The following is a 19191-nucleotide window of genomic DNA, read 5'->3' as shown; positions in this document are numbered from 1 at the left end:
AGCGGGCTGCGGGACCGGCGAGCCGGTTCCACAGCCCGCTTCGTCGACCGAAGGTTCCCGGCGATCACGCGTCGCGTCGTAGCGTCCGCACTCAGGTAGCAGTCGCGACCGCGCGGGTCGGCGACTCCTCCGACACCGCGAACAGCAGGTAGAGGCCGGGCAGCCCCGCGACGGCAGCCATGACAACCGCGGCGATGGCGAGTTGGGAGTGCACGAGCAGCGGCGTCACCAGCGCCGTGCCGATCGGTGGGGTCGACTGCATCAGCGTACGGAGCGCGGCGAACGCCCGACCGTGGAGCGCGGGCGCGATCCGACGCATCCGCAGGGACTGTGCCCACACCGTCATGGGAGCGCTCAGCATCCCGACCGCGAAGAACCCCGCTATCACCACCAGGTGCTGGGACGTCACGAGCAGCGCGAGAAACGCCGTGCCGGCGAGGATCTGCAGCAATCCGATCGCGGGCAGCCGTCGACGCGGTTGGCGATGTCCGGCGAGGGCGGCGCCGACCATCTCGCCGGCCGCGGTCGCCGACAGCAGAGCGCCGAGGACGCCGGCCCCACCGGGGAGGTGGTTCTTCGCAAGCCAGGGAGCGGCCACCATCAGCATGCCCTCGGCGATGTTGAATGCCATGAACGCGAGGGTCGTGGCCACGATCACCCGGTCACCGCGAAGGCTCGCCAGTGCGGCCGAACGAGGCGGGGCAGGCACCTGCCCGCCAAGCCCGTCTGCGTTCGCGAGCGGTCGCTGTGGCCGCAGGGGTCGCAGGGGTCGCAGTGGTCGCCGTACCGTCCTCGCGGTGAGGGCGAAGAGGAGGAAGGACACGCTGTCGACGATCAGTACGTTGGCGGCGCCGATCTGGCTGATCAGCACGCCGGCGGCGGCCGGGCCGACCACGCTCGCGACACTGAAGCTGAGTGACTCGAGCGCGTTGACGGAGTCCAGGTCGTGGTCTGCGACGAGCTGCGGGATCGCCGCCGGGAAACCCGCCAGCGGCACCATCTTCAGCAGGCCGTAGCAGCCGGCGACGACGAACGGCAGCCAGGTGGGCATCGCGCCCAACGCGACGGTCAGCGGGATCGTGGCCACCACCGCGGCACGGAACCCGCTGTCCACCATGAGGACGGTCCGCTTGTCGAACCTGTCGAGCACAGGCCCGACCGCGAGCCCGCCCACCAGGACAGGTGCGGTGTAACAGACGCCGAGCAGACCGAGCTGGGTCGTACCCCCCGGTCGCGCCAGAACCAGCCACGACAGTGCGACGAACGTCATGCCGTCGCCGAGGGTGGAGAGCGTCGCTCCCGTCCAGAGTCGACGAAAGTCGGGCGTCCTGAGGGCGCGGTATGACCTGGTGAAATCGGACACCGGTCCAGCCTGTCGGCGTTGGGCCCGGCGTACCGGCGGCGATCGGACGTGGTCGTCCGGCGTCCGCTCCGCTACTGTCCGACCTCGTTGACGGCCACCCGCAACTGTTTCCCGTCAGCCGGCGTGGCCGGCTCGATCTTCGGCTCCGCCTCGCCGGCCTGGATCATCCTGCGGACCAGGCGCTCACGCAGACGGTCCGCGACCACCCGATGGGACGTGAGTCCAGCGAGGTTGCGCAGCTCGTACGGGTCCGCCCGCAGGTCGTAGAGGTATGTCTCCACATAGCGGTTCGCGCCCGGCTCGGTCGTCGGGTCGGCATCCGGCGACACCACGCCGTACTTCCACCGCGCCGTACGGACGGCACGACCGACCTGGGACTCGCTGACCTGAACGAACATGTCGTCCGGCCAGTCGTTCCTCTCTCCGCGCACCAGCGGCAGGAGGGAGCGACCCTGCATCTCCTCGGGTACCGCGAGGCCGGCCGCGTCGAGCAGCGTTGGCGCGAGATCGATGTGACTGACCAAGTCTCGGATCTCCCGGCCGCCCTGGAAGCCGGGACCGGAGATGACGGTGGGCACTCTGATCGAGGCGTCGTGCACCGACCGCTTGTACTCGCCGTTGCGGGTCTTGAAGTGGTTGCCGTGGTCGGAGGTGAAGAGCACGACGGTGTTGTCGAGGATGCCCATGCTCTCCAGCGCGTCGAGCAGCCGACCGAGTGCTTCGTCCAGGCGCTTGACCATGCCGAAGTAGCCGCCGAGGTGACTGTGCGCGGTGCCACCGAGCGCGGCCAGATCTGGCGGCACCCAACGCCCGCGGTACCGCTCGTCGTACCCGTGTGGTGCCGGGTAGTCGTCGCGGTGATTTTGGTGGTGGGGCTCCAGATAGGACACGAACAGGTAGAACGGCTCGGCCTGGTGCGCGTCGACGTAACGGATGGCCGCGTCGGTGAGGGCGTCGACCCGGTAGCCGGGCAGACTGACCGGCTCGCCGTTCTCGTCGTACATCACCGTGTCGTAGGCGTCCGAGGTGTGCTCCAACGCGTTGGAAGCGAGCCAGTACTGGTATCCGCCGCGTTGTTCTGGGGCGACCGGGCCGACCGCGGTCCGGTCCGCCAGATGCCACTTTCCGATGTATCCGGTGGCGTAGCCCGCCGCACCGAAGTGATGCGCCAGCGTCGGCGTGGTCGGCGGCAGCCGCAGGCCGTTACGGAAGACCCCGGTCGTCGTGGGGTACTGGCCGGTCTGGAGTACGGCGCGGGAGGGCGCGCACACCGGCTGGCAAGTGAACGAGTGGTACAGGTGGGTGCCCTGCCGTGCCAGCCGGTCGAGGTTCGGGGTGAGCTCCAACGGATTGCCATGAAGCCCGGTCGTGTCCCAACGCTGCTGATCGGTGAAGAAGACCACCACGTTGGGTCCTGCGCTGCCACCCGTCACGCTGCCGAACCTTTCCGCTCGTCACGCGAGGACGAGCCGTCCCGTCGAGGCTAGGCCCGACGAACCACCCGAAGCCGCCATGTCTCATCTACCGGACTTCCTATCGGATTGATAGGAATAGTGGGTACGCTCCCAGCCAGGCCGACGACGACCCGACGGGGCGCCGGCCCTCCCGGACAGGCGAGCAGGAGTAGGGAATGAGCAGTAGCACGTGGGTGGGCCGAGGGGCGATGTCTCGGCGACAGGTACTGGCCGCCTTGGGCGCTACCGGCCTCGGACTGGGACTGGCGGGCTGCAAGGTGGTGACGGATCCGAACGCGGCCGGCGCGGCGAGCCCGAAACCCACGCACGACTACAACCTTCCCGACAGCGGCGCGAAGCTCCCGACCGGCGACGTCACCTTCCACTGGATGGACAGCGGCGACCTCAAGGCGATGTTCGAGAAGCCGTTGTTCCGCGCGTACGAGAAGAAGCACCCCAACATCCGCATCGACTACCAGGACTCGCCCTGGGATCGGATCAACGAGGTCGTGCCCCTCGGCGTACGCAACGGCACCGCCCCCGACGTCTTCGCCAAGCCCAACAACGTGCCCGTCCAGGTCATGGTGAACGAGGGCTGGGTCGTCCCGATCGACGACGTGATCCCTGACTTCGAGAAGTGGAAGGCAGGATTCCCCAGGAACTCCTTCGTTCCCGGGGTGCACATCTTCAACGGCCGCACCTACACCTGGCCCGTGACCTCGAGCAAGCGCTACGGCCAGATGCTGATGTACGACCGTGAGTACCTCGAACGCTCGGGCCACGACCCGGAGAACGAGCCCATGAGCTGGGACACGTTCCGCACCGCGGCCAAGAAGATCACCCAACAGGGCAAGGGAAACTACTACGGGCTCATGCTCTACGGGACGGGCATCAGCGCCGTCGTCGGCGCCCTGGCCGAACTCGCCGGCGCTCGCCGCGGCTCCGACTTCTGGATCGACTGGAAGACGGGCCGGTACGCCTACACCGCGCCGGAGTTGTACGACGCGTTCGAGTTGCTCCTCGCACTCAAGGCCGACGGGAGCATCTTCCCGGGGTTCCTCAGCCTCGGCGAGTCCGACGCACGGGCGCGAATGCCGCAGCGTGTCGCGGGCATGATCTTCGACGGACCGTGGGACATCCCGGAATGGCCGACCATCAACCCCGACTACGACTTCGGCGTCGCCATGCCTCCAAGCCCGACGAAGGGAACCTGGGCGCCGTCGGCCTACCAGGAGGTCGGTGCCAACCAGGCGTTCGTCTTCGCGAAGAGCAGGTACAAGTCGATCGCCGGTGACCTCTTCTCCTACATGGGCAGCCTGGAGGGACAGACCAACATCGTCACGGCCTCCGAAGGCAACCTGACCTCGCAGCGACCCGACGCCAACGCCCGCGCCCGGCGTACCGACCTGCTCAGCGACCGCGCCAAGGCCGGCTGGGACATCGCCGCGAGGTTGCTGCGTATGGCGCCGATGGTGGAGGTCCGCAACCCCGACGCCGTCCATGTGACCCTCGCGCAGAAGCCGGTCAAGCCGGCCCTGGTCGACATCGCCCAGGGCATCTTCAGCGGCCAGATCGACGACATCAAGGCCACCTTGCGCGACCTCAACGATCGCAGCGAACGGGCGCTGGAGGACGCCGTCAAGGCGGCGCGGGCCAAGGGTGCCAAGGTGTCCCGAGCGGACTGGGAGTTTCCCAACTGGGATCCGGCGAAGGACTACACGCCCGAGATGTACGCGGAACTGTCCTGACAGCCCGGGTGGCCCGGGAGGCCTTCGATGGCGATCACACGCACCACCGCTGAACTCACCAGCACGGGAGGACCGTCCACCAGTACGTGGAGGCAACTCCTGACGTCGCGCTGGTGCTATGTCTTCATGCTCCCGGCGCTGGTGCTGGCCGGGATGTTCACGTTCTACCCGATGGTGATGTCGTGGTACTTCTCCTTCCTCGACTGGACCGGTTTCACCGCCGACCGGAACTTCGTCGGCCTCGAAAACTACCGCGAACTGGTCGACGACCCGATGTTCTGGCACGCCTTCGGCAGGTCGTTCCTGTTCGTGCTCGTCGCGGTGCCGATCCGGCTGGTGCTCTCGCTCCTGATCGCGATCCTGCTCAACAACCAGGCGTTCAAGCTCGCTCCGGTGTTCCGGACGTTCTTCTTCCTACCCGTGGTGACCACAGCCGCGATCGTCGGCATCGTCATGACGTTCGTCATGAGCCCTTTCCACGGCCCGGTGAACCAGGCGCTCACCGGCCTCGGACTGATCGACGCCCCCATCGACTTCCTGGGCAACCCACACACCGCGCTGTGGTCTGTCATGGCCGTGGAGATCTGGAAGAACTTCGGCATCACGATGATCTACTGGCTGGCGGCGCTGCAGACAGTTCCGAGGATGCTCTACGAGGCGGCCCAGGTGGATGGCGCGGGCCGCTTCCAGCTGCTCCGACACATCACCGTGCCGATGCTCCTGCCCTTCGCGGCGATCATCGTTCTCCTCACCGCCAACGCGACCTTGCACGTCTTCGCGGTGGTCCAGGCGATGACCAAGGGCGGGCCGTACTTCTCGACCCAGGTGATCGAGGTGTACATCTACCAGACCGCCTTCGCCGCCGACCAAGCCGGAGGCGTCCCCCGCCTCGGCTATGCCTCCGCGGCTGGCTGCTTCTTCGGAGTCGTGGTCATGCTGATCGCCCTGCTGCAGGTGTACGCCGCCCGCAAGGCCGGGCAGGCGCGGTCGCAGTTGGTGAACGGGTGAACGACTGATGGTGACCCTCGCGACAAGGCCACGGAACCGCACCGAGCCGACCCGACGACCACGGCGTTCCCGTCGCGGACGGACCTGGCTGCGCCTGACCCTGATCAGCGCCGTTCTGGTTCCGGTGTGCCTCGTCTGGATCTACCCGTTCCTGTGGATGGTGTCGTCGTCGATCAAGTCGAACGCCGAGATCTTCGGCGGGCTCGGGCTGTTTCCCTCGGTGATCCGCCTCGACAACTACGTCCGTGCCTGGCAGGACGCGCACATCGGGAGCTACTTCCTCAACACGGTCTTCGTGACCGTCATGTCGATCCTCATCTCGGTGCCCGCCGTGGCGATGATGGGCTACGTCCTCGGCCGCTACCGATTCCCGGGCAAGCGCGTCGTCGCCGGGGTGTTGGCCGCTGCCATCTTCCTGCCAGAGGGCTACACGATCATCCCGGTCTTCGATCTGATCAACAAGCTTCACCTGCAGGGCTCTCTGTGGGGCATCACCCTCGCCGAGGCGGGCGGGGCGCACGTCGTCGCGACCCTGCTCTTCGCGGGCTACTTCAGCCAACTGCCCAAGGAACTCGAGGAGGCGGCCATGCTGGACGGCGCCGGGTTCCTCCGGATCTTCTGGCGGATCTACCTCCCGCTCGCGAAACCGGTCGTCGCCACCGCGATCATCCTGCAGTTCATGCACTCCTGGAACGACTTCCTGCTACCGCTCGTGTTGACGCTCAACCAGCCGGACCTGCGTACCCTGTCGGTGGGGATCTACTCGTTCCAGAGCCAGTACTTCACCGACTGGAGCGGGATGGCCGCGGCGGCGACGATCGGTCTGCTGCCGATCATCGTGTTGTTCCTGTTCCTCCAGCGTTACTTTGTCGAGGGAGTCGCCGGTGCCGTCAAGTAGCCCGTCCCGTCACAACGTCCTCATCCTCAAGTCCGACGAGCACAATCCCAGGATCGCCTCCACCGACGGGCATCCGTTCGTCGAAACACCCCACCTGGATCGGCTCGCCGAACGCGGTGTGGTGTTCGAGAGCGCCTACTCCCCGTCTCCGCTGTGCTGCCCGTCGCGGTCGTCGTTCATCGCGGGACGACCGGTGCACGAGATTCAGTGCTACAACAACTCCCTCGCGATCGAGCGGCCCAACTACCCGTCCTACGGCAGCCTGCTCGACGCCGCCGGCGTCCACGCGGTGCACGTCGGCAAGGTCGACGCCTATCGCCCACCGGACGAGCTCGGCTTCACCGAGATGCTCGGCGCCGACTACCGGCTGGCCGGTGACATCCACGTCAGTCGCAGTCCTCTCGCGTTGCGGCAGGACTCCCACAAGCGGGCACAGGGTGTCGGTGTCCGTGAGGACCCCTTCCGCGTGGACGATCAGCGCGTAGCGGACGCGCTCGCCTTCATCGAACGCCCGAAACCCGGCACACCCTGGACGATGGAGGTGAACCTGATCGCACCTCACTTCCCCCACTACGTCACCCAGGAGCTGTGGGACCGCTACGCCGGCCACGACGACCTACCGGAGTACGGCGTCGACGCGGCACCGGCGCACCACCCCTACGCGGCAGACCTGCGCCGTCACTTCGGCACCCAGGTCTTCACCGAGGAGCTGACCCGTCAGCACCGTCGCGCCTACTACGGCAGGGTCACCTACGTCGACCAGCAACTCGGCCTGCTTCTCGACGCGCTGGAACGCACCGGGCAGTCGGACAACACGGTCGTCGTCTACACCTCCGACCATGGCGAGATGCTCGGGACGTTCGGCATGTGGTGGAAGTGCAGCATGTACGAGGACTCCGCACGGGTTCCCCTGGTCGTCGCCGGGCCCGGCTTCGGACGAGGACAGCGGGTCACCACGCCCGTCACCCACTGGGACCTGAACGCCGCCGTCTTCACCGCGGTCGACGTGCCACGGCCGGCGGACCTCGCAGGTTCCCCGCTGCAGGATCTGCAGGCCTCGCCCAGCGAACGCGCGGTGTTCGCCGAGTATCACGGTCACGGCACCCGAGGCAGTGCCTACATGGTGCGTCAGAACCAGTGGAAGCTGCTCTACAACGCCCGCGCACCGCATCAGCTGTTCGACCTCGAGGCCGATCCACACCAGCTACACGACCTGGCTCCCACCGAGCCGGCCAGGGTGCGGAAGCTGACCGAGCGCCTGTACGACGAGTTCTGCGACCCGATGCTCGAACACGAACGAGCGGAGCGCTTCATCCGGCGGCAACTGGCCGCGGCCGGCCACCCACCTGCCTGAGTTCCGGCTACCCGTCCTCGCCCTGGTCGTGACCGGGTTGCACTTCGTGGGCGTGCTCGGTTGCAGGTCACCTACGAGGACGTGGTCCGCGTGGACCGAAGCGAGACCGACGACGAGTGAGAGCGTCGGCCGGGCCTGAAACCAGCGTGAAACCGCGGTAAAAGCGGCTCCCCGCATCCTGCTCGCGAGAGTGGCCACCAGGGCCACCGGAACGAGGGGCACTTCGATGAGAGTCGCCGAGGAATGGGGCGCCTGCAAACAGCACTTCTGGCTGCGCGGACGCCGACCGGAACGACTCGTCGAGTTCGACGAGAAGATAGGGATGTGGAACGTGTTCGGCTACCCGGAGGCGCTCACGATCCTCAACGACCCCAGGACGTTCTCCTCCGATCTCACCCGGCTCTTCGCCGCGGACGACGACGGCACCATGGCGCGACTGAACGACGGCAACCTGCTGCAGATGGACGGGCAGGACCACCGCAACCTGCGCAGACTGGTGAGCCACGTCTTCACTCCCAAGGTCGTGGCCGACCTGGAGCCCCGAATCGCCAAGATCACCCACGAACTGCTCGACGCCGTGGCGGATCGGGACGAGTTCGACCTTGTGGGAGACCTGGCCTACCCACTGCCCGTGATCGTCATCGCCGAACTCCTGGGCGTCCCGGCCAGCGACCGGGACCTCTTCCGGCAATGGGTGGACCAACTGTTCGCCAGCAAGGCGCGGTTCTGGGAGGGTGACACCGACCTGGGCGCAACGGCCGAGGCGGAAGGCCTCGGCGACCTGCAGGCGATGCTGGACTACTTCGGCGAGCACGCGGCGGAGCGTAGGCGGCAGCCGCGCGAGGACCTGCTGAGCAAGCTCGTCCACGCCGAGGTCGACGGTGAACGGCTCACCGACAACCAGGTGGTCAACTTCGCCAACCTGCTGCTCGTCGCCGGCCACATCACGACCACCCTGCTGCTCGGCAACGCCGTCCTGGCCCTCGACCTCCACCCCGACCAGGCGAAGGCCGTACGGGCGGACCGGTCGAAGGTGCCAGGTGTGATCGAGGAGACCGTCCGGATCCTCTCGCCGTTCCCCACGGTCGCCCGTTCCACCACTGTGGACACCGAGATCGGCGGGCAGCGCGTGCCGGCCGACCAGATGCTCATGGTGTGGGTGGGTGCCGCCAACCGGGACGAACGTCAGTTCGCCGACCCGGACGTGTTCGACCCGACCCGCGACCCCAACCCGCACCTTGGTTTCGGCCGCGGCGTGCACTTCTGCCTGGGCGCACCGTTGGCCCGACTGGAAGGCCGGGTCGCCCTCGACATCCTGCTCGACCGGTTCCCGTCGCTGCGAACGGTTCCGGGCAACCCGCCCGTGTTCATGCCGACGCCGGAGATGATCGGCGCCCGCACCCTCCCGGTCCGGACGACCTAGTGGCTGTTTCACACGCGGCCGCGGCGGACCGGCCTATCGGTCGAAGGCACACGCCCACGCGAAGCTCAGTTGCCCCAGGTGCAACGCGCGCCCGACGTGGTGATGGTCGATGTTGTGTCCGCTCTCCCGGAGGAGCTCGGTCTCCAACCTGGGCGTGCCCGTGAAGTAACCGTTGAACCTGTCGAGACCGGCCTGGTCGATCTCCCACAGGTGGTCGAAGCAGGCCAGCACGCTGAAGACGGGGACCCGTACGCCGGCGAGGAGTTCGGGCGCCATGGTGGCCCATTCACCGGTGAGCTCGAGCAGTTCCTCGACCGGGACGGGTTCCATCGAGGGCGCGGACACCTCGAGTACGTCGGCGTCGACGGTGTCGTCCGGACCGTACATGAACCCGCGACGCTGCTCAGGGCTGAAGACGACGGCCTGCCCGGGCGGCATCGCGTGGAACAGGTCGACGATCGGCTCGCGGCAGAAGTCGCTCAGCCCACTGAGCGCGACGCCGAGCAGCGGCCACCGCGGCTCCCTCGCCGCGAGGTGAACCGCGATGGCCGCCCCGATCGAATGGGCGATGACGACGACGCCAGGACAGCGCCCCGGGACCCTTTCCCACAGTGCGCCGATGGCGTGGTCGAGCATCTCGGCGTTGCCGGCGAAGGTCACCGAATCACCCGGGAGACGCTCACTACCCGCGTAGCCGGGGCGGTTCAGGGCGACGATCTGGAAGCCGGTGGCCGCGCCGACCTCGAGCAGTGAGTGCCTGGGCAGATCGAAGTACCTCGCGTTGTAGCTCCCACCGGGCAGAGCGACGATCAGCGGGGCGCCCGAGTCGACAGATCCCGTACCCACTCCGGTGACGCGACGACCGGCGGCGGTGATTTCGATGTCGGTTCTGGTCATCTGTCGCCACTCCCCGCGTCAGGACCAGCTTGCCTCCACCGGGCGCAAGGCCCTCTTGACTCCTTCACCCTAACGCCGGGCCCGTTTGCCCCCATCCGGACGGCCGCGCTAGCGTCGACCGCTCGACGTAATCGCTCGTGCGGTGAGGAGTGGACCTGGCGCATTCGGAGGGATCCCGGAGCAGAACGGTCCGGGACGACGACTCCGCGCGAACGCGGCGGAGCCGACTCTCCCCGATGGCGGCGTTCGTGGGCGCGATCATCGCCTTCGTCGGTATACCTTTCGCGGCGGGTGCACCAAGCCCGCTGTTCGTCCGTTACCAACAGGAATGGCACTTTACGGACGGGACGCTGACGGTCGCGTTCGCCATCTACGCCCTGACGCTCCTGTTGACCCTGCTCGTAGCGGGATCCCTGTCCGACCACATCGGACGACGACCCGTACTCGTGGGCGCCCTCGTCCTCCAGATCGCGGCGATGCTCATCTTCGTCGTCGCACCGAGCATCGGCTGGATCGTCGTCGCACGCGCCGTTCAGGGGGCGGCGACAGGGGTCGCGACGAGTACGTTCACCGCGACGATCATCGAGTTCGCTCCCGAGCGACATCGCCGGCTCGGCACCCTGATCAGCAGCATCACCCCGATGGGCGCACTCGCTCTGGGCGCGCTCGTCTCCGGGGTCGCGGCGCAGTTCAGCCAGAATCCGGGCCCGATCGTGTTCGGGGCGCTGTCGTTGTTCTTCGTGGGCGCGATCATCGTGCTCATCGCGTCACCGGAAACGGTCTCGCGGCGCGCGGGTGCGGTCCGCTCACTCGTTCCCCGGCTGCGAGTGACCCGCGCAGTGCAGCCGGAGTTCTTCGCCGCGCTGCCCGTGCTCACCGCCGCGTGGATGCTGTCCGGACTGTTCCTGGGCCTTGCTCCCTCGATCGACAGTGCCGTCTTCAGGATGGACAGCGGACTCGTCAACGGTGTCGTCGTGGCGTTGCAACCCGCCACCTCCGCCGTGGTCGGCATCCTCCTTGGCGGGATGGGCCATCGCCGCAGCATCACGACCGGTGCCGCCGTGTCTGTCGCGGGAGCCGCCATCACGGTGCTGAGTGTGGTCGGTGGCGTGTTCTGGCTCCTCCTCCTCGGTGTGGTTCTCAGTGGTGCGGGCATCGGCTGGGTCTTTCCCGCCGTACTCCGGGTAATCTCGCCGCTGACGGAAGCGCACCAGCGTGCCGAGGTCTTCGCCGCGATCTATCTGGTGGCCTATCTCGCCTACGGCGCACCCGTTCTCGTCGCGGGAGAACTCGTCGACCTGATCGGGTTGCGAACGACCATCGCGGGTTACGGCGCCGTGGTCGTGCTCACCATGATCGCCGGCATGGCCGTGCAGTCCCGGCGGCCCACCCTTCCCTGGGACGCCCGCTGACACTCCCTCGGACGGCCGCTGACACGACGTCGCTTCGGCGAGTGCCGAAGAGTCCCGGCGTTAACCTTCTGGGCATGGATGTTCCACGCACGACGTTCCGTGAACTCCACGACGATGACCTTCCACTGCTGCTCCCCAACGCCTGGGACGTGGCGTCCGCGCTCGCCTTCGTCGACGCCGGGTTCCCCGCCATCGGGACGACGAGCTTCGGTGTGGTGGCGAGCGCCGGCCGTCCCGACGGCGGCCGGTCGAGCAAGGAGCCGACCCGCGCACTGGCCCGGGTGCTCGCCGTGCTTCCCGCCCACATCTCCGCGGACATCGAGGATGGATACGACGACGATCCCGAGCAGGTGGCGGACTACGTCGCCGGCCTGGGCGTCGCGGGGGTCAACATCGAGGACAGCTCCGCCGAGCGGCTGGTCGCCCCGAGCGCGCACGCGGCGAAGGTCGCCGCCGTCAAGCGACGCCGCCCCGACGTGTACGTCAACGCTCGGGTCGACACCTACTGGCTCGGGCAGGAGGCTGGGATCTCCGAGACTCTCCGGCGCGCCAACGCCTATGTCGAGGCCGGAGCCGACGGGATCTTCGTCCCCGGTGTGTCCGCGCCGGCCGACCTGCGCGAACTCACCGCCCACGTCCCTGTCCCCGTGAACGTCCTCGTGGCGCCGGGCCTGTCGCTCAGCGCCCTCGCGAAGCTCGGCGTCCGACGGGTGAGCACCGGTTCGCTCCCCTACCGGGCGGCCGTCGACGCGGCGGTGGCGGTGGCGACGAGCGTCCGCGCCGAGCGCGCGGTGCCGGCGGCGACCTCGGTGCCGTCGTACGCAGACATGCAGCGACGGCTGGTCCACTTCCAGACCCTCAGCGCGCGGTCCGCCTGAGCGAAGGTCGGCCGTCGCCCCGCGCCGGGAGGTAGCCTGGAGTCACAAGACACCGAAACGAGACATGGCGCATTCCGTCGCGGCTGTTCCCGTCCAACGCCAGTTCGGACTACACGCGGATAGCGAGACTCGTCCGATTCTCCCGGGATGTGTCGAGCATCCACACGCACCTCTGCCGATCTTCCAAGGGAACGATCAGGAGGTCAGGTGAAGGACTTCGCACTGACGTTCGACGGCTTCGACCCTGCCGAGGAAGGGCTGCGCGAAGCACTCACCTCGACGGGCAACGGTTATCTGTGCTCGCGCGGCACGGCGGAGTGGGAGGACGCCGACGGCGTGCACTACCCAGGCACGTACGTCCACGGAATCTACAACCGCGAGACCACGATCCTCGGCGGCCTACCCGTCCTCAACGAGGATCTGGTCAACCTGCCCAACTGGCTGGTGCTCAAGCTCCGGATCGAGGGCGAGGACGCGATCAGGCTGGCCGACGTCGAACTGCTCAGCTACCGCCACGAACTCGACATCCACCAGGCCACCGTCATCCGCGACCTTCGCTTCCGCGACCACGCGGGTCGCGAGACGACACTGCGCAGTCGGCGCTTCGTCAGCATGGCCGACGTCCACCACGCCGGTATCGAGTGGACGCTCACGCCGCAGAACTGGTCGGGCCGGGTGGAGCTGATATCGGCGATCGACGGACGCATGACCAACAAGGGCGTGGCCCGCTACAAGCCGTTGGAGGGGCGCCACCTCGACCCTGTTTCCCCGCGCACGTTCGGGCCCGAGGTCATCGCGCTCAAGGTGCAGACACGACAGTCGAACCTGTACGTCAGCCACGCGGCGCGCACCCGGGTGTTCGAGGGCGAGGAGCCCGTCGCGGTGGAGCGCGGCCTCTACCAGATGGAGGACTACATCCACCAGGTGCTCGCCTTCGACGTGCACCAGGGAACGCCCGTACGGGTGGAGAAGATGGTGGCCTTCATCAACTCCCGCGATCCGGCGACCAGTGACACCCTCGAGCGGGCCGGCACGTCGGCGCTGCGCTACAGCGACTTCAGCGACGCCCTGCAGCGTCACATCTCTGCTTCTGACGAACTCTGGCGCGACTGCGACATGGTGGTGCCCGGCGACGACCACGTGCAACTCCTGCTACGCCTGCACATCGGTCACCTCATGCAGGTCTGTTCGCACCACACCGTCGACCTGGACGCCGGCGTACCAGCCCGCGGCCTGAACGGCGAGGCCTATCGCGGGCACGTCTTCTGGGACGAGCTCTACGTGTATCCGTTCCTGACCTTCCGGATGCCGGAGGTCACCCGCGGCCTGCTGATGTACCGCTACCGCCGGCTGGGCGCGGCACAGGCAGCGGCCCACGACGCCGGGCTGCGCGGGGCGATGTTCCCCTGGCAGAGCGGAAGTGACGGCAAGGAGGAGACACAACGCATCCACCTCAATCCGCTGACCGGCCGCTGGGAGCCCGACCTCAGCCACAACCAGCGCCATGTGAGCGCGGCGATCTTCTACAACATCTGGCACTACTTCCAGGCGACCAACGACCTGGCCTTCCTCGCCGACTACGGCGCGGAGATGATGCTCGAGATCGCGCGGTTCTGGGCTTCGATCGCCGTCTTCAACGCCGAGCGGGGTCGCTATGAGATCCACGGCGTGATGGGGCCGGACGAGTTCCACGAGAAGTACCCGGGCTCCACCGAGGGCGGCCTGCGCAACAACGCCTACACCAACGTGATGGTGGCGTGGCTCTGTCGGCTCGCGCACGACGTGTTGTCGCTGCTGCCGAAGAGTCGCGCCGAGGCGTTGTGCGAGCGTCTCGACCTCACCGACGAGGAGCTCACCAGCTGGGAGGACATGAGCCGGCGGATGTACGTGCCGTTCCATGACGACGGAATCATCAGCCAGTTCGAGGGATACGAGGACCTCGAGGAGCTCGACTGGGACGCCTACCGCGCGAAGTACGGCAACATCCAACGGCTGGACCGGATCCTGCGGGCAGAGGGCGACGATCCGAACCGCTACAAGCTCGCGAAGCAGGCCGACACGGTGATGCTGTTCTTCCTCTTCGCCGAGGACGAGCTGGCGGAGATCTTCGAACGACTCGACTACGCCTACGGTCCGGACACCGCGCACAGGAACATCGTCTACTACGACCGGCGGACCTCACACGGCTCGACCCTCAGTTTCGTCACCCACGCGGGGGTTCTCGCGGCCTATGACCCCAGGAGCTCCTGGGAACGGTTCCTCGTGGCGTTGGAGAGTGACCTCCGCGACATCCAGGGTGGCACCACTCAGGAGGGCATCCACATGGGTGTCATGTGCGGGACTCTCGACCTGGTCCAACGCTCGTACCCGCGGATCCACATCAGGGACGGCGTTCTGTACTTCGATCCGCGGCTGCCACGGCGGCTCGACGGTTTGAGGTTCGCGATGACGTTTCGAGGTACGCCGCTCATGGTGGCCTTCGAGGGTGGCTGCCTGCGGCTCTCGGTCCATCCCGAGGGAGTGAGCCGACCGGTCCGGGTGGGCATCGGCTCCGACGTCCGGGACCTGTGCCCCGGCGAGAGCACCTCGTTCGTGCTGAGAAACAACGGCCTCGCGGAACCGCTCGTCACCTAGACAGGTAGGGAGGACGCATGCCGACACGCTTCATGGGCGCGATCTTCGACGTGGACGGTGTGCTCGTCGACTCGCCGCACGAGAAGGCATGGCGAGAGTCGCTGCGCGAACTGATGGAGTCCGACTGGCGCGACATCGCCGGCCAGACCACCTGGTCGGCCGACGCGTTCACGCCCCAGGTCTACCAGGAGGAGATGTCGGGCAAGCCCCGCATGGACGGCGCCCGCTCGGCGTTGAGCTACTTCCACGTCCCCGACGACGAGAAGGAGACCAGGGCGACCCAGTACGCCGACCGGAAGCAGACGATGGTGGTCCGGCTCATCGAGGCCGGCGACTTCACCGCCTATCCGGACGCACTGCGGTTCATCATCGCGGTGAAGGACGCCGGACTCCGGGTCGCGGCCGCGTCGTCGTCGAAGAACGCCCAACTGTTCCTGCGTCAGATCCGGCTTGACAAGTTCGCCGCCGAGCAGAAGATCTCCTCGTCCTCCGTGGGTCCCGGGCTCACCCTGCTGGACTTCTTCGACGCCGACGTGTCGGGCAGGGACTTCGCGCACGGAAAGCCGCACCCGGACATCTATCTCGCCGCCGCGCACGAGCTCGACGTGGCGCCGAGGGACGCCATCGTCCTGGAGGACGCCGAGGCGGGTGTCGAGGCGGCCAAGGCCGGTGCGATGTGGGCGATCGGGATCGCGCGCGCGAACGACGCCGAGCTGTTGGCCAAGGCCGACGCCGACATCGTGGTCACCGCGCTCGACCAGGTGGACCTCGCGGCACTCGCGGCGGGACGTCTGGCGACGAAGACCTAGGGTTCGTCTCCCGTTGCCCGCACGTCCCGCACGTCCGGCGCGTCCGGCGCGTTCCGGGTGGCCCGCGCGACCCGCACCGCCTCCGCAAGGCTCAGTTGCGCACCCCGGCGGAACGCGTCGTCGAAGGCCGCCCCGCCCAGCACGGCCGTCGCCGCCGTCGCGATCCGGTCGACGTCCCCGCGTTCGGCTGCCGGCAACGGTGCGCCGACACTTCGACGCGCCGCGTCCGCCGCGCCGAGCAGCAGGCCCGCACGGTCGGCGTGAGCCGCGTCGCCGGACAGCGTCGCCGCGCCCGCGATGCCCTCCAGGGAGAGGGCGAGCGCTCGTGGCTCGCGAAGAGCGGCCCCGATCTCCAGGCCACGAAGGTGGTTGGCCGTCGCCGCGTCCGCGTCCCGACGGAGTTCGGCGAGGAAGCCGAGTTCGGCGAGCAGCAGATGGTCCCCGATCTTCGACGACACCCCAGCGTGCCCGTCGCGGATCCGGACGAGATACCCCTGGGCGGCGTCGAGGTCACCGCAGCGACGCGCGCCGAGGGCGAGCCCCATCTCGGCGTGGATCTCGCCGTAGGTGTAGCCCTGCTCGGCAGCCAGTCGTCGGGCGCGCTCGTGCAGGTCGTGGGCGCGTTCCCAGTCCGCACGGAGCAGCGCCAGCCTGCCGAGCCCGGACAGCCGTGCGGACACCTCGGTCCACAGGCCGAGCTCCTCCGCGATGCGCAGCCCGTCGTGCTGGCGACGTGCGGCCTCGTCGTACGCGCCCCTGATCTCGGCGAGCGCGGCGAGCGGCTGGACGGTCTGGAGTTCCCCCCAACGGTCGCCGACCTCGGCGAAGAGGCGAGCGCCGCGCAGGCCGTCGTGCTCGATGGTGGTGAGGTCGCCCCGGACCAACGCGTGCATCCCGCGCAGTCCAAGGGCGGCGGCGGTGCCCCACCGATCGTCGGCTGCGGTGAAGAGATCCAGCGCGCGGGCGTTCGCGTCCTCGCTGGCGACGGGATCGCCGACGTTGAACAGCCCGTACGCGTGGAGCCATCCGGCCCGGGCCCGGCGCAGCGGATCCGCGGAGCCGGTGGTGGAGCCGGTGGTCGAATCAGGGAGGGGCACCGCCGCGGACCGGTCACCGGTGAGAAGCGCGAACGCGCCGCGCAGCACCTGGACTTCGGTGGCTCCGGGTGCCACCTCCAGGACCGCCGAGAGGGCACGGTAGGCGTCGCCGAGCCGGCCCCGCAGTAGCCACCACCAGGTCAGCGCGGTCGCGAGACGCTCGGCCTCCTCCGCTGCGGCCTCGTCGTCCAGACCGGCCCGACGTACCGCTTCCGCCAGCGCCGATCGCAGGTTGGCGGACTCGGCGTCCAGCCGACGAAGCCAGGCCCGCTGCTCGCCGTCACGGAGGTGAGGTTCGGCCCGCTCGGCGAGGTCGAGGTAGTAGCGCAGGTGCCGCTCTGCGACGCCGGCGGCGTCCTCGGACTTCCGCAGCCGTTCGCTCGCGTAGGCGGCAACGGATTCGAGCATCCGGTAGCGAGGAGCCGTGCCAGCGGGCCCGTCCACCATGACGACCAGCGACCTGTCGACCAGCCGGGTCACCAGGTCGAGGACATCCTCGCGCCGCACCGCACCACCCGCGCAGACCGCCTCCGCTGCGTCCAGTGTGCAGCCGTCGACGTGGACGGCGAGGCGGCGGAGTACGGCACGGTCGGACGCGTCGAGCAGCTGCCAGCTCCAGTCGATCATCGCTCGGAGCGTCTGCTGGCGCGCCGGTGCACCGCGGTGCCCGGACCCGAGCAGGCGGAACCGGTCGCCGAGGCGAGCCGCCAACTCCTGGACGCCGAGGCCGCGGACCCTGGTCGCGGCCAGCTCGAGGGCGAGCGGAATGCCGTCGAGGCGGCGGCAGATCTCCGCGACCGCCTCCTGGGTCTCGCGGGTGGCTCCCGCGAGGGTGAAACCGGGGGCCGCCGCCGCGGCACGCGTCGCGAACAGCTGGACCGCATCCGCCGGATCGAGCGGCTCGACCAGGAACACCGCCTCGCCCGCGAGCCCGAGTGGCTCCTGGCTGGTGGCCAGGACACGCAGGCCGGGTGCGCTGCGCAGCAGCAGGTCGGTGAGCTCGGCCGCCGCCTCGACGACGTGCTCGCAGTTGTCCAGGACGAGGAGAGTACGACGGTCGCGCACGGCGGCGGCGAGCCGCGTGGCGAGCTGCCCGGAGCCCCCGTCGTCGCGGACCCCGAGCACGCCGGAGATCGCCCGGACCAGGTCCGTCACTCCCCCACGGTGGCCCGCGAGCTCGACCAACCAGACCCCCTCGGGAACGCCGGCCTCGGCCGCACGGACGAGTCGTCCGGCCGCCTCCACGGCCAGCCTGGTCTTGCCGACACCGCCGGGCCCGGTCAGGGTGACAAGGCGCGCGCTGTCGAGGAGACGCCCGACCTGCTCGACCGACCGGCCACGGCCGACCAGCGCGGTGAGCGGGACGGGGAGGTTGGTCCGCTGGGAGCCGCCGAGCGGGGCGGCCGGCGGCGCGGGCACGGCGAGCGACTCGTCCTGCCGCAGGATCGCCGCGTGGAGCGCGGCCAACTCCGGGCTCGGGTCGACGCCCAGCTCCTCCGCGAGGCGCTCGCGAAGATCCGCGTACGACGCCAGCGCCTCGCCCTGCCGACCCGCACTGACCAGGGCCCGCAGCTGGACGGCCCGCAACCGTTCCCGCAGGGGATGCGACGCGACCAGCTCGGCCAGCTCACCGGTCAGCCCAGCATGCTCCCCCGCCGCGAGACGCGCCCGCGCCCGCTCCTCCAGGGCGATCAGGCGCTCCTCCGCCAGCCGCTCCGCCGCCGTACGAACGAACTCCTGGTCCGCGAAGTCGGCGTAGGCCGGGCCGCGCCACAGCTCCAGCGACTCGGTGAGCAGGCCCGCCCGCGCGGCGGGTTGCCCCAGCTGAGCCGCCCTGGCGACCAGCGACCGGAACACGTCGGCGTCCACGTCGTCGGAGGCGTCGAGGCGCAGCCGGTATCCGGACTGTTCCCGCACCACGCGCTCACGACCGAGTGCTCTGCGCAACTGGGAGACCTTGGCCTGCAGAGCGTTCGCCGGTTTGCCCGGTATGTCGTCGCCCCACAGGTCCTCGACCAGCCGGTCGACGGAGACCGACCGTCCCTCGTGCAGCAGCAGATCGGCCAGCAGCGCCCGGACCTTCGCCTCGGGAACCCGGACCGGCTCGCCGTCGACGCCCCACACGGTCAGTGGACCGAGCACTCCGAACCGCATCCGAAGACCGTATCCAGACCGTGCCGGCGAAGCGTCGTCGCACCATCAGCCCACCGTCAGCG

Annotated in this window: 13 protein-coding genes; 9 read left to right on the top strand and 4 right to left on the bottom strand. The window is 68.7% G+C overall.

The annotated features are described in order from the left end of the window. Nucleotides 1–91: 91 nt before the first annotated feature. Both HEB94_RS18550 and HEB94_RS53610 read right to left on the bottom strand, forming a co-directional pair. Complete coding sequence (locus HEB94_RS18550; RefSeq protein WP_192751058.1) at nucleotides 92–1363, bottom strand: MFS transporter; 1272 nt, start codon at nucleotides 1361–1363, stop codon at nucleotides 92–94. Nucleotides 1364–1434: 71 nt separating this feature from the next. Continuing rightward, a complete protein-coding gene (locus HEB94_RS53610) occupies nucleotides 1435–2796 on the bottom strand; it encodes a sulfatase-like hydrolase/transferase (RefSeq protein ID WP_202896420.1) in 1362 nt (453 codons plus the stop codon). A 197-nt stretch (nucleotides 2797–2993) separates the two neighbouring features. On the opposite strand from HEB94_RS53610, the gene HEB94_RS18540 reads away from it, so the two are divergent. The 5 genes from HEB94_RS18540 (at nucleotide 2994) to HEB94_RS18520 (ending at nucleotide 9248) form a co-directional block, all read left to right on the top strand. Beyond that, nucleotides 2994–4565 (top strand): ABC transporter substrate-binding protein, encoded by a 1572-nt coding sequence (locus tag HEB94_RS18540; RefSeq protein ID WP_192751057.1) that lies wholly within the window; start codon nucleotides 2994–2996, stop codon nucleotides 4563–4565. 27 nt (nucleotides 4566–4592) lie between these two features. Beyond that, nucleotides 4593–5573: a carbohydrate ABC transporter permease gene (locus HEB94_RS18535; RefSeq protein ID WP_192751056.1), complete on the top strand. Its 981-nt coding sequence runs from the start codon at nucleotides 4593–4595 to the stop codon at nucleotides 5571–5573. A 7-nt stretch (nucleotides 5574–5580) separates the two neighbouring features. Beyond that, the gene (locus HEB94_RS18530) at nucleotides 5581–6471 is read left to right on the top strand and encodes a carbohydrate ABC transporter permease (protein ID WP_192751055.1); all 891 of its coding nucleotides are present in this window, start codon (nucleotides 5581–5583) and stop codon (nucleotides 6469–6471) included. After that, nucleotides 6458–7825, top strand: a complete 1368-nt coding sequence (locus HEB94_RS18525; RefSeq protein WP_192751054.1) for a sulfatase-like hydrolase/transferase — start codon at nucleotides 6458–6460, stop codon at nucleotides 7823–7825. The genes HEB94_RS18530 and HEB94_RS18525 overlap by 14 nt, the downstream gene beginning before the upstream one ends. Nucleotides 7826–8051: 226 nt before the next feature. Next, entirely contained in the window at nucleotides 8052–9248 is a 1197-nt protein-coding gene (locus tag HEB94_RS18520; RefSeq protein ID WP_192751053.1) for a cytochrome P450, read from the top strand. A gap of 33 nt (nucleotides 9249–9281) precedes the next feature. Here the strand turns inward: HEB94_RS18520 and HEB94_RS18515 are convergent, their stop codons facing one another. After that, nucleotides 9282–10145 (bottom strand): alpha/beta hydrolase, encoded by an 864-nt coding sequence (locus HEB94_RS18515; RefSeq protein WP_192751052.1) that lies wholly within the window; start codon nucleotides 10143–10145, stop codon nucleotides 9282–9284. Between the two features lie 236 nt (nucleotides 10146–10381). On the opposite strand from HEB94_RS18515, the gene HEB94_RS18510 reads away from it, so the two are divergent. From HEB94_RS18510 to HEB94_RS18495, 4 genes are all read left to right on the top strand, one after another. Continuing rightward, a complete protein-coding gene (locus HEB94_RS18510; protein WP_192751051.1) occupies nucleotides 10382–11557 on the top strand; it encodes an MFS transporter in 1176 nt (391 codons plus the stop codon). A 74-nt stretch (nucleotides 11558–11631) separates the two neighbouring features. Next, entirely contained in the window at nucleotides 11632–12435 is an 804-nt protein-coding gene (locus HEB94_RS18505; RefSeq protein ID WP_192751050.1) for an isocitrate lyase/PEP mutase family protein, read from the top strand. Nucleotides 12436–12642: 207 nt separating this feature from the next. Next, nucleotides 12643–15069, top strand: a complete 2427-nt coding sequence (locus HEB94_RS18500) for a glycoside hydrolase family 65 protein (protein WP_202896419.1) — start codon at nucleotides 12643–12645, stop codon at nucleotides 15067–15069. A gap of 17 nt (nucleotides 15070–15086) precedes the next feature. Next, the gene (locus HEB94_RS18495; RefSeq protein WP_192751048.1) at nucleotides 15087–15878 is read left to right on the top strand and encodes an HAD family hydrolase; all 792 of its coding nucleotides are present in this window, start codon (nucleotides 15087–15089) and stop codon (nucleotides 15876–15878) included. Here the strand turns inward: HEB94_RS18495 and HEB94_RS18490 are convergent. Further along, entirely contained in the window at nucleotides 15875–19129 is a 3255-nt protein-coding gene (locus tag HEB94_RS18490) for an AfsR/SARP family transcriptional regulator (RefSeq protein WP_192751047.1), read from the bottom strand. The genes HEB94_RS18495 and HEB94_RS18490 overlap by 4 nt on opposite strands. Between the last annotated feature and the right edge of the window lie 62 nt (nucleotides 19130–19191).

Source organism: Actinopolymorpha pittospori (genome assembly GCF_014873875.1).
In the GTDB taxonomy this organism is placed as follows: Bacteria; Actinomycetota; Actinomycetes; order Propionibacteriales; family Actinopolymorphaceae; genus Actinopolymorpha; species Actinopolymorpha pittospori.
The sequence above is the reverse complement of the archived record's forward strand: the minus strand, read 5'-3'. Positions and strand labels throughout refer to the sequence as shown.